General features: G+C 37.5%; 14 protein-coding genes. 5 read left to right on the top strand and 9 right to left on the bottom strand.

From position 1 onward, the window contains the following. Positions 1-22: 22 nt before the first annotated feature. On the bottom strand, positions 23-508 hold the full coding sequence (locus MHI10_RS16685; protein WP_340787350.1) for a divergent PAP2 family protein: 486 nt from the start codon (positions 506-508) through the stop codon (positions 23-25). A gap of 177 nt (positions 509-685) precedes the next feature. On the opposite strand from MHI10_RS16685, the gene MHI10_RS16680 reads away from it, so the two are divergent. The 3 genes from MHI10_RS16680 (at position 686) to MHI10_RS16670 (ending at position 3,392) form a co-directional block, all read left to right on the top strand. After that, positions 686-2,188: a leucyl aminopeptidase gene (locus MHI10_RS16680; protein WP_340787349.1), complete on the top strand. Its 1,503-nt coding sequence runs from the start codon at positions 686-688 to the stop codon at positions 2,186-2,188. Between the two features lie 157 nt (positions 2,189-2,345). Further along, positions 2,346-2,639 (top strand): hypothetical protein, encoded by a 294-nt coding sequence (locus MHI10_RS16675; protein ID WP_340787347.1) that lies wholly within the window; start codon positions 2,346-2,348, stop codon positions 2,637-2,639. A gap of 189 nt (positions 2,640-2,828) precedes the next feature. Then, positions 2,829-3,392, top strand: coding sequence for a DUF5366 family protein (locus MHI10_RS16670; RefSeq protein ID WP_340787344.1), 564 nt, complete (start codon positions 2,829-2,831; stop codon positions 3,390-3,392). Positions 3,393-3,432: 40 nt separating this feature from the next. Here the strand turns inward: MHI10_RS16670 and MHI10_RS16665 are convergent, their stop codons facing one another. Together MHI10_RS16665 and MHI10_RS16660 are read right to left on the bottom strand one after the other, a co-directional pair. Next, a complete protein-coding gene (locus MHI10_RS16665; protein ID WP_340787342.1) occupies positions 3,433-5,283 on the bottom strand; it encodes a transglycosylase domain-containing protein in 1,851 nt (616 codons plus the stop codon). 99 nt (positions 5,284-5,382) lie between these two features. Then, positions 5,383-6,612, bottom strand: coding sequence for an MFS transporter (locus tag MHI10_RS16660; protein ID WP_340787341.1), 1,230 nt, complete (start codon positions 6,610-6,612; stop codon positions 5,383-5,385). A 432-nt stretch (positions 6,613-7,044) separates the two neighbouring features. On the opposite strand from MHI10_RS16660, the gene MHI10_RS16655 reads away from it, so the two are divergent. Both MHI10_RS16655 and MHI10_RS16650 read left to right on the top strand, forming a co-directional pair. Continuing rightward, a complete protein-coding gene (locus MHI10_RS16655; protein ID WP_340787339.1) occupies positions 7,045-7,632 on the top strand; it encodes a peptidylprolyl isomerase in 588 nt (195 codons plus the stop codon). 21 nt (positions 7,633-7,653) lie between these two features. Beyond that, positions 7,654-7,884 carry a hypothetical protein gene (locus MHI10_RS16650; protein ID WP_340787337.1) on the top strand — a complete coding sequence of 77 codons (231 nt, stop codon included), beginning with the start codon at positions 7,654-7,656 and terminating at the stop codon, positions 7,882-7,884. 61 nt (positions 7,885-7,945) lie between these two features. Here MHI10_RS16650 and MHI10_RS16645 read toward each other — a convergent pair whose 3' ends face one another. From MHI10_RS16645 to MHI10_RS16620, 6 genes are all read right to left on the bottom strand, one after another. After that, on the bottom strand, positions 7,946-9,217 hold the full coding sequence (locus MHI10_RS16645; RefSeq protein WP_445683193.1) for a TRAP transporter large permease: 1,272 nt from the start codon (positions 9,215-9,217) through the stop codon (positions 7,946-7,948). Then, positions 9,198-9,695, bottom strand: coding sequence for a TRAP transporter small permease (locus tag MHI10_RS16640; RefSeq protein ID WP_340787333.1), 498 nt, complete (start codon positions 9,693-9,695; stop codon positions 9,198-9,200). The genes MHI10_RS16645 and MHI10_RS16640 overlap by 20 nt, the downstream gene beginning before the upstream one ends. 116 nt (positions 9,696-9,811) lie before the next feature. After that, positions 9,812-10,840, bottom strand: coding sequence for a DctP family TRAP transporter solute-binding subunit (locus MHI10_RS16635; RefSeq protein ID WP_340787331.1), 1,029 nt, complete (start codon positions 10,838-10,840; stop codon positions 9,812-9,814). A gap of 286 nt (positions 10,841-11,126) precedes the next feature. Next, positions 11,127-12,167: a DctP family TRAP transporter solute-binding subunit gene (locus MHI10_RS16630; protein ID WP_340787329.1), complete on the bottom strand. Its 1,041-nt coding sequence runs from the start codon at positions 12,165-12,167 to the stop codon at positions 11,127-11,129. A 184-nt stretch (positions 12,168-12,351) separates the two neighbouring features. After that, positions 12,352-13,020, bottom strand: coding sequence for a response regulator (locus MHI10_RS16625; protein WP_340787327.1), 669 nt, complete (start codon positions 13,018-13,020; stop codon positions 12,352-12,354). Beyond that, the gene (locus tag MHI10_RS16620) at positions 13,017-14,585 is read right to left on the bottom strand and encodes a sensor histidine kinase (protein ID WP_340787326.1); all 1,569 of its coding nucleotides are present in this window, start codon (positions 14,583-14,585) and stop codon (positions 13,017-13,019) included. The genes MHI10_RS16625 and MHI10_RS16620 overlap by 4 nt, the downstream gene beginning before the upstream one ends. Between the last annotated feature and the right edge of the window lie 52 nt (positions 14,586-14,637).

The following is a 14,637-nucleotide window of genomic DNA, read 5'->3' as shown; positions in this document are numbered from 1 at the left end:
TATGAGTTGTGGTCTTTTCAATTTAAAGCAAGTTATATACAACAATTGCTAAAAGAATCCCTGACAATCCCCCGATGAAAACTTCACTTTTTTTATGACCGAGTAAAGTTTTTAAGTCTTCAATTTTTTCTTGTTCATTTAATTCAGGCCAACGTTTAATTTCTTTAAAAAATGATTGCAGTTCATGGCGTATTTCATTGAGCACAGCGGCATGTCGTCCAGCTTGGAAACGCACATGACTTGCATCGTACATAACAATTCCAGCGAGCATGGCAGCCACCGCAAAAATGGGGGAGTTAAAACCAACTTCGAAACCAACAGCTGTTGCAACACTTGTTACCGCAGCTGAATGAGAACTCGGCATCCCACCAGTCGAGGTAAGTAAGCTCCAATCGAGTTTTCGTGTAATGATAAAATTAATAGGCACTTTTAAGAGCTGTGCAAAAATAATAGCGAAAATACCGAGCCAAAGTGGCGTATTTTGTAATAGTTCGATAAGTACACCCACCCTCAATTAATAATCTTTTAATTACGAATAGTATAGCATTATTATTGGGAAGATAACGTATTTAACCGATTCAAATACTACTTTACCGTAGAGGAATGGAGGAAATGGATTATTTCGTTGTTCGGAGTAATGAAAGTTGTATATAATGAATTTATCAATTTAAGGGGGAATTTAACAATGAATATTGAAAAAAACGTGAAAACATTTGAAACAGTTACTTCTGAAACATTAATTATCGGTATACAAAAACACCGAGAGCAGATGAAAAGTTGGTCATTAGTCAGTGACTTTTTTGGTGAAACAATCGATGTTTGGTTGCGCAGTGGAGATATCAATACAGAAGCGCAAAAATTGACGAAAATCCCATACACAGGTGTAAATGCTCAGCTAAAACGCATTATTTTTGTTGGCCTAGGTGAACAAAAAAATAATACAACAGATAATTTACGTGAAGCATTTGCGGCAGTTGGGAAAGAAATGAAAGCATCTAAAATAAAGGATGTTGCTATATGGATGGATTCATTTGCGACAGATCGAATAGATGAGGAAGAAGTTGCATTTTTAGCGGGAGAAGGTTTGCACTTAGGTTATTACACAATGTCAAATTATAAAACATCTTCCAATGAAGCAGACGCGTACTTCGATGCAGTGCAATTTGTTACAACAGCAACAATTGAGGAAGTCGCATCAAACTTTGAAGTTGGGAAAATTTATGCAGACGCAGTAAATGAGGCGCGTACATTAATTAATTTACCTCCCAATATGTTAACGGCGACAGATTTAGCAAATTATGCAGTGGAAATGGCTGCGAAATATGATTTTGAAATTGAAGTGTTAAACAAAGCACAACTTGAAGAAATCGGGATGGGCGGTATTTTAGCAGTTAACCGTGGATCCGTAGAAGAGCCTCGCCTGATTACGATGAAATATAAAGCGACGCCACACTTTGAAAATGCAATCGGTCTTGTAGGAAAAGGGGTAACGTATGATACAGGTGGTTATTCGTTAAAGCCAAAAGACGGTATGGTTGGCATGAAAGGGGATATGGGCGGTGCAGCTGCAGTATTAGGCGCGATGCAAATTATCGGTGCTACACGTCCAAATCAAAATGTACTTGCCGTTATTGGGGCAACAGATAACATGGTTTCAGGTAACGCAATTAAGCCGGATGATGTTATTACGATGTATAACGGCAAAACGGTTGAAGTATTGAATACAGATGCTGAAGGGCGTCTTGTGTTAGCGGATGCAACAACTTATGCAAAACAGCAAGGAGCAAATTATTTAATTGATGTGGCCACATTAACAGGTGGCGTGATTGTTGCACTTGGTCATGATAAAACGGGTGCTTTAACGAATGACGAGGAATTCTTCGAGGAATTTATGGGAGCAGCAATTGAGACTGGCGAATTTGTATGGCGTTTACCATTAACGAATAATGATAAAAAACGCATTCGAAAATCAGATGTAGCAGATTTAAATAATTCACCGGGACGCGATGGTCATATGATTTTTGGTGGAGGCTTTGTTGGTGAATTTGCAGAGGAGACACCGTGGATTCATTTAGATATCGCAGGAACATCCGATGCATCTGCTCCCCATGTACTCGGACCAAAAGGTGGAACAGGTGTCATGGTGCGTACATTAGCAACATTCGTAGAACAACGAGCAAACGATTAACACTTGATTCAGCAGAGGTTAACCTTTGCTGAATTAAGTTCCTCCCGGGGGATGTCATCATTATAAATGACATCCTTTTTTTAGTTTAGCAATAGGCAAGGGACTAAATAGAAGTAAAAATAAGCATAAACTATTGAAGAAGGAGGGCGATGGATTAATGACAAGACACGGTAGAGGTGGCGGAGGTTTCGGTAGAGGTGGCTTCGGTAGGGGAGGTTTTGGTAGAGGAGGCTTTGGTAGAGGAGGCTTCGATGGAGGTGGATTTGGCTTCGGTGGACCATTTTTCGGCGGATTCGGCGGACCATTTCTAGGTGGACTTTTAGGCGGCTTTCTAGGTGACTCAATTGGCGGAGGTGGAGGCTACCAATCACCACCACCATACTATTATCCACCACCATACTATTACCCACCATATTACGGATCACCATACTATAACCAGTATTATCGTTAAAAATCTTGGTAATCTAAATAACCAAATGACATTCAATATGTTAAAATAAATGGAGATTCGTTTAACTTAATTCAGCAAATTCATTTGTACCGATAGCAACAGGTACTGAAGTCCCCTGCTTCTATAAGTGGGGGAAACTTGCCTGCAATTAAATATAAAAGAAATATAAATTTTGAGGTACGAATATTTATGAGAAATCCATATGTTTATGGTTACTTACCACTATTTACTATTATTTTATTTAGTCTTTCATTCGGCATATTTGCTGTATCGGAGTCGTTGGAATTATTCAATGCGATTGGTGTTTATAGCGGTATGCGGGAATTTTTATCTGATTTAGAATTACGCTTTGTGTTGCTTATTGTGTTTGCGCTAATATTTTTCATGTTATTTTCAGCTTTGAAATTAATCGGCGAAACGATTCATGAGCTTGGCATGCTATTTTTTTCAAAAGATCAGGCGGGCGAAACAATGAGCGTCGCGCGTGGCGGCTATGTTATTTTCTTCTTTGGGTCATTTGCATCTGTTATTGGCATTCAATCAATCCTTATATTAATAATTGTCTTTATTGCGACTGTTTTTAGTTATTTCATTTATACGATTTATAAAACGAGCCAATTTATGACGGTTAGTGGTATGATAGGGCTTATCTTTTTTGAAATCATAACATGGTTTATTTTTATTACATTAATCGTGTATGCACTTCTAAAATTATATAATGGCATACTTGCAAGTTTACCATTTGCTACATAGGAAAAGGGACGATCTCATCATTACGAGGAGATCGTCCCTTTTAGTCTGTAATCGCATTAAAAATAGAAAAATGAATTTTGGCATTTTCGATTTTTTCCATAGAGCGGGGGATGTCATAGCCAATCCAAACCGCTGCTGTGTAATCTTTTGTTAAGCCTGCTACCCAATAGTCTTTAAACTGATTTGTTGTTCCAGTTTTGGCCCCTATATAACCCGATGAGCTGGATAAGCCTTTACCCGTACCGCTTTTCACTACGTCAGTCAGGATATCACGCATCGTATTGACCGTATAGGCAGACCAAATTTCTTGTCGTTCCTTTGGCCAGCTGTAAAGCAAGTTTCCTTCTAAATCCGTGACTTTCCGAATGCTATGGGCAGGGGAAAAATAGCCGTCCACAAAGCTTGAATAAGCATTAGCCATTTCGAGCGTCGTTACACCGTAAGTTAAGCCTCCTAAAGCTGCCGCGTAAGTTCGATCTTTATCGACGATGGAGTCGAACTGGAAACGGTCGATAAATTGGAAGGCGGTATTCACGCCAATCATTTCAAATAATCGGAGGGCACTCGTATTAATACTATGCTTAAAGGCTGTTGCAAGTGTTACTTTGCCATAAATACTTCTTCCATAGTTTTCTGGACAGAATTTGCCAACACAATAAGCCCCACCATTGACGAGCGCATTTTTAGATGCATTTGTCGTTTCAAAATAAGGTGCATAAACACTTATAGGCTTAAAAGCAGATCCAGGTTGTCTAGGTGACTGGAAAGCTCGATGCAAATCAAACTTTTTATAATCTTTCCCACCGTAAATACTAACGATTTCCCTCGTTGTATTATGAATTACAGTTGCACTCGCCTGTAGGTCTGGCTCCGTTAAAATGGCATTAACAGCAATTTCATCTTGTGCCTGTTTATCTGGCTGAAGCGCAGTATAAATATTGATTCCGTTACTTAAAACATCATTGACAATCTTTTTTAATTCCAACTGTAAATATTCTTTTTCCATTTTATCATCTGTCTGAGCGATTTTTTGTGCATAGCCTGTCTGTTCAGCAATTAACCATTTTAGCTCTTGTAATACATATGTACTATAGCTTGGATGCTGTTGAATTTTGCTTTTTACATCTAATTCAATGACTTCATTTTTATGCATGAATGCCTCAGCAGAAGAAATAATTTGATGCTCCGTTAACTTATCAATTAACCGTTCTTGCCGACTTTTCGTATTGCTAAAGTTTTTAATCGGGTCATATAAAGACGGATTATTTGGAATTGCCGCAATTAAGGCGATTTCCGCGAGTGTCAGTTTGGCAAGGGGTTTATTGTAATAATAGCTAGCCGCCGCACCGATACCATACACTTGATTGCTAAAATACATTTCATTTAAGTACATTTCTAAAATTTGCTCTTTTGAATAAAGTTTCTCAAGTTCATAAGCGTAAAATAATTCCATCAGCTTTCGTTCATACGTTTTTTGTTCTGTTAAATAACGCATGCGCACGAGTTGCTGTGTAATCGTACTTCCGCCTTGTTGGATCGATTGGTCGGATGTATTGGCGACAAAAGCGCGGGTAATGGCACTCACATCAAAACCAATATGAGAAAAGAAGTCTTCATCCTCACTTAGTATAAATAATTGCTTGACGAGTTCAGGCATATCATTCAATGACATGGGTTGTGACCACTCGGTATATTCTTCACTAAAAATTTGACCGTTCGCATCATAAAGCGTCACGGGTAATGAAGAAACGACTTCGGGTAACTCAATGGACTGTTCAATTAGCTGCCCATGTTGTTTGGCTTTCGTAATTTCTTTCCAAACTTCACTCCCGACTAACAGGAGTATTGGAATGCTACAAACAATAAGTAAGTAGCCAAAAAATTGTTTCATTATAATATCCTCCAAACACTTCACTAAATGAAGCGTAACACAAATGGATGCGTGTATTAAGTAAAAATATTTCTTAATCATAAGAAAAAACAGCTCACATTATTTTTGTGCGAGCTGATTTTCTCGTAATAAATCATTCATCTCCTGATCAGGCAATTTTCGGAGCAAGTACATAACGATAAACGCGAGGGCAAATAGCATGCCGGTCGTATAGAAAACCGAATGAATCCCGCCAGCACTTGCTACAATCCCCCCTAATACAGGACCTAAAATATTCCCTAAAAAGCGGAAACTTTGGTTGTATCCCATCATTTCCCCTTGCACTTCAATCGGTGCTTCCCGTCGTATTAAGGCCGTCGTAATCGGAATTAATCCACCAGAAACAATTCCAAATAAGAACCGTAAAATAATCAATTGCCATAGTTCTGTGACAAAAGCTTGTGGAATAATAAAAAGAACGGAAACAATGAGCAGGAATGACAGCACTTTCTCATATCCATGATGGTCGCTTAATTTTCCCCAAAAGCGTGCGAATGCAATATTGCCAAGACCCGCTGCACTAAAGGTGATCCCGGCAAGTAGCGCCACTTCTTGAGAAGTTGTTAACTGGGACACATAAAGCGACAGTAAAGGTTGAATACTAAAGTTCCCGATTTGAATTAACGTTGTAACGAGCATAATATTTAAAATTAAACGATGTTGGAAAATCGCGCGTAATACATTTTTCCTTGAATAAATGGAGCTTTTCTTTTTTTGAATAATGGCCGGCTCATGAATGCCGAAAATAATAATAATGGCCGCTACCGTAATGGCGGTGGCAGTAATCGTAAATGTATATTGAAAGCCAACCGCATCAGCCATCATACCGCCGATAACAGGACCAAACAGTGTACCACCAACACTCCCCATTTGAAGCGTGCCAAGCGTTTTGCCGGCCATTTTTTTAGGGGTGTGCTTACTTATAAATGCCATAGAAGTAGGGATAAAACCTGTTACCACGCCCATACCTAAACGCAAAATGAAAAATTGCTCAACGTTTTGAACATAGCCCATTAAAAAAATACTGATGGCAATGCCGAAACAGTTAATGATCATAATCGGTTTATAGCCGTATTTATCCGCAATTCTTCCCCAAATAGGCGACATGAGTAAGGCAGAAATGAAAGTAGCAGCAAAGATTAACCCTGCCCATGTTTGTACATAGTCTTCTGAAAAATGTCCTAATGTACCAATATAAAGAGAAAGGAAGGGCATAATCATCGTTGCAGAAGCTGCAACGATAAAGTTGGCAATTAAAATAATGGCGAAATTACTTTTCATATTTTGCAAATAGAATCACATTCCTCCAAATAGTAGTTAACTTGATTTAGCTGTATACCTCCATCCCCATAGGTGGGTTTGAACGCCAAAAAGTGCAATCCTATTCAATAGGGGTTCAAACCCCAGCTGAATCAAGTTATGCTCCAGCGGATGTCACAGATTTTCAAGGGGATAGGAAGTCAGCCTAAAAACGTCACATCGTGTGACAACGGCTGACTAACCCACGTCCTGTGGGCCCGAGCTCGAAAAAATCTGGACGCAATTACGCCGAGGCGTAATTGATACTCTATTATAACTTATTTCGGGACACGAAGAAAGTCGTTGGCAAGTTATTAGCGGACATTGTTAGATTTATGGTAAAATGGAACATGGTAAAAAGGAATTGTCGGTTTACTTATGTATACCCATTCAACAACTATTTAACTAAAAGGAGAGACAAAAATGTTACCACAATTAACGAAAGAACTAAATCCTGGTGAAGTATTAGTCGAAATGAACACAACGATGGGTGCAATTAAAATTAAATTATTCCCAGAACAAGCACCAAAAACAGTTGAAAACTTTTTAGGACATGCTAAATCAGGCTATTATAACGGTATTATTTTCCACCGTGTTATTCCAAACTTCATGGTTCAAGGTGGCGACCCGACAGGTACTGGTATGGGCGGCGAATCAATTTGGGGCGGAACATTTGAAGATGAGTGTGTGCCAGAATTATTAAATATTCGTGGTGCATTATCAATGGCTAATGCAGGCCCTGGTACAAACGGATCTCAATTCTTTATTGTACAAGCACCTAAAGTAGAAGTTTCGATGCTGAAGCAAATGGAAGTTCGTGGATGGGCTAAAGAAGAAGTAGAGTTATACAAGAAAAACGGTGGTACACCATGGTTAGATGGTAAACACACTGTATTTGGTCAAGTTGTAGAAGGTATGGATATTGTTGACAAAATTACGAACGTTGACCGTAATATGCACGATAAACCTAAAGAAGATGTTAAAATTGAATCAATCACTGTAATCGACTAATTATAAAGGACGTGTGAGCGAGTGAATCAATTTTTACTAAACTTCTCGGGAGGTTTTTTTTACATCCCAGAGGATAAGTCATCTTATATTCCAGCAGCGATCGAATTCGTTATTTTAATCATTATCGTATTTGCTACGTATCGCTGGATTCGCCGTATTGCAGCTCGTCAAGCCGATAAAGCACAGCATTTAGAAAAACGTGCTTTACAAGAACGGGATGAACGTATTGCACGTGAAAAAAATGCTAAGTGAAATTCAAAAGTAACAAAAAAGGCAGAAGCGCATTTGCGTTTCTGCCTTTTACTATTTATATTTATTTCATCATAATTTCGGGTAGCCATAGAGAAAGTTGTGGCATAAAAATTACTACGAATAAGAAAAGAACCATAATGATAATAAATGGAATAACTCCTTTTACAACTTCACCAAGCTTTTCTTTCGCAATCCCACTTACTACGAATAAGTTTAGACCAACTGGAGGTGTAATCATACCAAGCTCCATGTTGATTGTCATAATAATCGCAAAGTGAATTAAGTTAATATCAAAGTGAGCAAGCATTGGTAATAAAATTGGCAGCGTAATTAAAATAATTGAAACGGCTTCTAAGAACATCCCCATTACGAAGAAGATAATGTTAATAAGGAACATGAATATCCATTTATTCATATCACTGTCGGCAATCCATTGACCTACTAAGTGTGGAACTTGAGCATTCGTTAAATATAAACCGAATAATGAGGCGGCCGCAATAATTAGGAAAATCATCGCTGTAATATTGATTGATTCTACAATGATTGGACGAATATCACGCCAGTGTAGTTCACGGTAAATGAATATGGATACAATAAGACCGTAGAATACTGCAATAACCGCTGATTCTGTTGGTGTTACGGCACCAGAATAAATACTTCCTAAAATTAAAATTGGTAAAAATGCACCCCAAATTGCTTTTAAAGATTTTCTACCGCGCTCGCCCCAAGTAGCAGGCGTATCTCCTTTAAAACCATTACGTTTTGCATAAATAATTGCCATGACGATTAATAAACCTGTTAAACCAAGACCAGGAATAACCCCAGCCATGAATAATTCACCGATTGATTCTTCAGAAGTAATCCCGTAAATGATTAACGGAATACTAGGTGGAATTAAAATACCTAACGTACCACCAGCGGCAATTAGCCCCATTGAATAACGTTTGCCATAACCAGCAGCTAACATTGCAGGAATCATGATTGACCCGATTGCCGCAGCTGTTGCAGGTGAAGAACCTGAAATGGCAGCGAAAATCGCACATGCTAAAATCGTTACAACTGCTAAACCACCAGGTAGATGACCAACCCATGTGCGCAGGGCTTCAATTAAATATTTAGAAATACCACCGCGAGCCATGATAATTCCAGCTAATACGAAACCAGGAATTGCCATCATCGGGAATGAATCGAGCGCTGTAAACATACGCTGTGGCATCATCGTCATATTAAAATCCGCTTGGAATAAAACGAACACTGTCGACATTGCTAAACTAACAGCAACGGGAACACGTAAAAAGACTAAAACGAAAAAACTAATTAAGAGGATTAGCATAGTTTTCATCCTTTCCTGCAAGGATATTTACTAATCGCTCAATAAAGCGTAGTAAGAATAAAATTCCTGAAATCGGTAAAATTAAGTAAACAATCCACATTGGAATTCCTACGTCTAATGAAACCATTCCTGAATGGAAACGAGATTCTACTAAAATAACCCCGTAATATGTATAAATAACACAAAAGAGAATACTAATTCCTGTTGCTAAAATATCGAGTATACGTTTCATCCCAGGCTTTAATTTATCGTATAAAATATCCACCTGAATATGTTGGTTGTGGCGTAGTGCTAAGCCAAAGCCTAAAAATACACCCCAAATTAATGAATAACGGGCAACTTCCTCAACCCATGCTTGTGGTGAGTTGAAAATATATCGCATAACAACTCCGTAAAAAATAAGTACAATTCCAGCTGAGAAAAATGTTCCAGCAGAAATTTCTTCAATAAATGCCCAAACCTTTTTTGCTATTTGCATAATGTTCACTCCTTAAAAAATACTTGGTCGTAGGGAAATCGAAGTGATCCGAAAACTACGTTGATTATATGAAAGAAAGGAGAGTGCCGATTTTTCATCGACACTCGGGTAAGGAATTATTTTAATGAGTTAATACCTTCAATAAGCTCAGGTGTGATAACACTTTCAAACTTATCGTATACCGGTTGTAATGCAGCTTTTAACGTTTCTTTATCTGCATCTGTCATTTCGTGAATTTCAACTTTCCCTGTTGCTTTAATGTTCTCGAATGATTTTGCATTTTCATCTTTTGCTAAAGTGTTTGCTAATTCTGTAGCTTCCGTTAAAGCTTCATTAATTGGTGTTGCTAAATCAGCAGGAATCTTATCCCAGAATGATTTATTTACGAAAATTGCATAATCAAGACGACCGTGTGCAGAAGTAGATAAGTATTTTTGCACTTCATGATATTTTTGTGTGTCGAAGTTGTTGAATGGATTTTCAGCACCATCTACTGTACCTTGTTGTAACGCTGCGTATGTTTCACCGAATGCGATTGTAGCTGAGCCAGCATCTAAAGCGTGGAACTGTGCTTCTAATACTTTCCCTGCTTGCGCGCGGAATTTTAAACCTTTATAGTCTTCCACTGCAACAAGTGGGCGTTTATTGTTAGAGAAATGTTTGAAACCGTTCCCCCAGAAAGAAAGACCTTGAATATCATTTGCTGCTAATTGATCAGAGTTTAAAAGCGTTTTTGCTACGTCTGAAGTGAAGAATTTTTGAACATGCTCGTCATCTTGGAATAAGAAAGGCATGTCTACATATTGCCAACGTGGGTCAAGCTTCACCATTTTTGTTACAGATGGCGCAATCATATGTACGTTACCAGACATAAGTGCGTCTAACTCATCATTATCTCCGTATAATTGAGAAGAAGGGTAAACTTCTACTTTAACTTTTCCTTCCGTCTTTTCAGCTACTAATTTGGCAAATTCATCTGCCGCTTTTCCTTTAACTGATTCGATTGAAGTTACGTGTGAAAATTTGATTACAAGTGGATTTTCTTTTGTATATTCTGTGCCTGATGCCTTATCATCCTCGCCACCACATGCTGCTAATGCAAGCACTAGTACGCTAAGAATCGATACTAAAAGCCATTTTTTCATGTTTTTTGTTCCCCCTATATCTTTTCTATATGTTTAAAAGAAAGAAGTCTTTCTCTAAAACCAATCAATCAATTACGCCTCGGCGTAATTGCGTCCAGATTTTTTTCGAGCTTGGGGCCACAGGACGTGGGTCAGTCAGCCGTTGTCACACGATGTGACGCTTTTAGGCTGACTTCCTTCTCCTCTTAAAATCTGTTACATCCGCCGGGGCCTAGGTCAACACGATGTTGCCTATTTGACATTCATCCCTCACTTATTGATGTAGGGGGATGAATGCTGAATTAAGTTAATTCTTGAATTTAGGTAACGAGTTCAAATAATAGTTGCTGTATTTAGCGCGGTAATAATCATAAACAGGGAGCATTTCTTTTTCCCATTCTTCCATACTGGCTTCATCTAAGTATTCAATGTCGATACACTGGCACTTTTCGATTTCATTTAGTTTTTCTATATTCAATTTTTCTGCCACTTCCCATTCCCATTGTTCAACTTCTTCTAAAACTTCATAAATAAGAAGCTTTACATCCGTAGGGAGTGAGTTCCAAAACTCTAAATTGAATAATACAAAATAGCCTAAATAGCCATGATTACTTATCGTTAAATGATTTTGAAGTGTATACATACTTTTACTAGTGAAATTGGATAACGTATTTTCCTGTCCATCAATGGAACTATTTTGTAGTTCATTAAAAACGTTATTAAAATCAATAAGCTTTGTACTGCCACCAACCGTTGTAAATTGTTTATGTAAAATATCGCTTGGCATAATGCGCATTTGTAAGCCTTTTAAATCGGAATAATGCGTAATGGGTCTTACATTATTACTGAGTTGTTTAAAACCACTATCCCAAATGGAAAAGGCGATCAAATTATGGACTTCTAATTTTTCGACTAATCTATGACCAGCTGGACTTTTTGAATAGTTATGAATGTCATCAAAACTACGAAAAGCAAAAGGTAAATCATAAATCGAAATTTCTGGTACGAGTTTTGTAAGCTTTGATGTAGCTGGGGCAATCATTTGGACATCGCCACGTTGGAGCGCATCCATCTCTTCGCCATCTTTATAAAGTTTCCCGTTTGAAAAAATTTGTACTTCTATAAAGCCGTTGCTCCGTTGTTTTATAAGCTCCGCAAATTTTCGGGCAGCCATTCCTTTTGGTGTATCTTCTCCAACGACATGAGAGAACCGGATAACAATGCGTTCATTTTCACCCAATTGTTCATAATCAATCGGATAACTTTCAGCATTTGTTTGACAGGCGTTAAGAATTAATAAAATGACAAACAATATTGAAAGTTTCGAAATAATCTTTATTTTTTTCATACACATTCTACCTTTCTTATAAAAGATAAGAATAACTATATATTAAATATATTTAAAAAATAAACAATATTATGGTATTAATGGACATTATGGTCTTTATGGTATATAACAGATTGTTCTATGTGCTTGTTGTTATACTACAAAAGTAAAAACCTGTAAACGGTATGTTTACAGGCTTTTAACGTTATTTTAAAGAATAATATTTCGTGGGACGACCAACTGTTCCATATTTTAAATCAATTTGAACTTTACCTTTACCTGCTAAGAAGTCTAAATACTTTCGCACAGTTACTCTCGCCATCCCAACATTTTGCGCGAGCTGTTCCGAAGTAATAGGGTCTCGAATGTTTTTGAGTTCATTTCCAATTTGTTTCATTGTAATATCATTCAAACCTTTTGGCAGATGGAGTTCCTCTGATTCATAGCCCAACCACTGATCAATATCTTCTTGTTTTAGAGAATTTGAATTAGGTAAATTCTTATTTTGTCGATGATAATTTTGCAGTGCTTGTTGAAATCGCTCAAAACGGAAAGGCTTGATTAAATAATCAATCGCCCCTAATCGGATAAACTCTTGTACGGTGGGACTATCTCTGGCAGCCGTAATCATAATAATGTCAGATGGGATACGTTCTGACCGTAATTTTAAGAAAAGTTGTAGCCCAGACATATCAGGTAAGAACATATCCAATAATATTAAATTGGGCTTTATTTTTTTGATTTTTGATAAAGCTTCTTCACCTGTCATAGCTTCTCCAACTAATTCGAAACCAGATAGTCTTTGTAAAAAACTTTTATTTACATCAAGTACCATTGGATCGTCTTCTACAATAAAAACAGTTAAATTTGTCATGATTTGTCCTCCCCAGCTTGCACGATTACGGTAGTACCAATATGAAGAATCGAAGAAATTTCAATCGTCCCCTTATTTGAGTCAATTAATTGTTTGACAAGAGCTAACCCGATCCCATGTCCTTCTGAATTTTTTGTTGTAAAGCCATATTCCAATATGCGATTGGGACTATCATCGATACCAACACCGTTATCTTGCACTTCTATATAAAGAGAATCGCGAGTTCCTTGTAATAATAAACTAACATCTCTTTCTTCCTTCGTTAAACAAGCTTCCATTGCATTATCAATTAAGTTCCCGAGAATTGTTACTAAATCGCCACTTGAGAAACCAGGCATAAAATCTTCTAAGTAGGAATCTTCATCTAATATAAAAGTAATGGCTAATTCTTTTGCGCGTGCAGATTTTCCGAGCAACAAACCTTGAACTGAATAATCCAAAATATGGTCGCGTAATTTCTGTAATAATTCTTCCTCATCAGAAATTTCACTAATGATTAAACTGAGCGCCTCTTCATTGCGCTCAAGTTGAATTAAACCGGCAATGCTATGTAAACGGTTCATATATTCGTGCTGTTGTGCACGTAATGAATCGACAAGTGTCCGAATCCCCGTTAATTCTTCTGCTAAAATATGAGCCTCTTTCCGGTTGGTCATCATAATTACATAGCCTACATTTCGACTGGCAACAAGAATTGGGAAAGTTCGGATTAAGTACATTTGATCGAATAATAGTAGCGGATGGTAATGTTCATTCGTACCTGCGAGCTCTTCTGATATCCAATTATAATCAAAAATATCATTTAAATTAGCTGTTTCATCAAAAAAGTGTAAATATTTTCGAGCTAAATGATTAATGAATGTAATATTTCCTTTTTCATCTACTGCTAATAATCCAACATCCATTGCCTGCATAATACTCGATCTTTCTTGTACGATTCGAGCAATTTCATAGGGCTCTAAGTTCAAGGTTTGTCTTTTTAAATGATTGGCAACAAGGATAGATCCCATTAGAGCAATAAAAATTCCGGATAATAGCGCAATTAAAAAGTCGTATTGGTAAGCGGAAATTAGTTGATACCACTTTGGGGAAATAATTCCGACGTTAATCACACCAACTTGTTTTGTTGCATCTTCGTTAAGAATCGGAACAAATGCGCGAATTGAGAAGCCTTGCACACCAAATGCTTTTGAAATCGATTCATTTTGAGCTATTGCCTCGGATTGCTTGCTTCCTTCAAAAGTGGTACCAATTTTAGACTCGGATGGATGTGTATAACGAATATTATCCATATCAAAAACAACAATATAATCGACATCTGTTGCTAGCCGTATCCGCTCCACAATAGGTTGAATGACTTCAAAGCCTTCTTCCGTTCCGACAGTGTGCTGAATATCCGAGAGTTGAGCAACTGAACGCGCGATTGCCATAGCACGAGCGCCATATTCTTGTTCGAATGCATCTGAAATATTATGAATCATCATCGTACTACTCGTAATAATGGAGAAAAGGGCGATGACAAATGAAAAAAGAAACATTTTCAATCTTAAAGATAAGTTTTTCATAAAAGTTAACACCTATTAAATAAAATTTGGAAGAAACTAAAAAAATAAAAGC

This window comes from Solibacillus sp. FSL K6-1523 (assembly GCF_038005225.1).
In the GTDB taxonomy this organism is placed as follows: Bacteria; Bacillota; Bacilli; order Bacillales_A; family Planococcaceae; genus Solibacillus.
The sequence above is the reverse complement of the archived record's forward strand: the minus strand, read 5'-3'. Positions and strand labels throughout refer to the sequence as shown.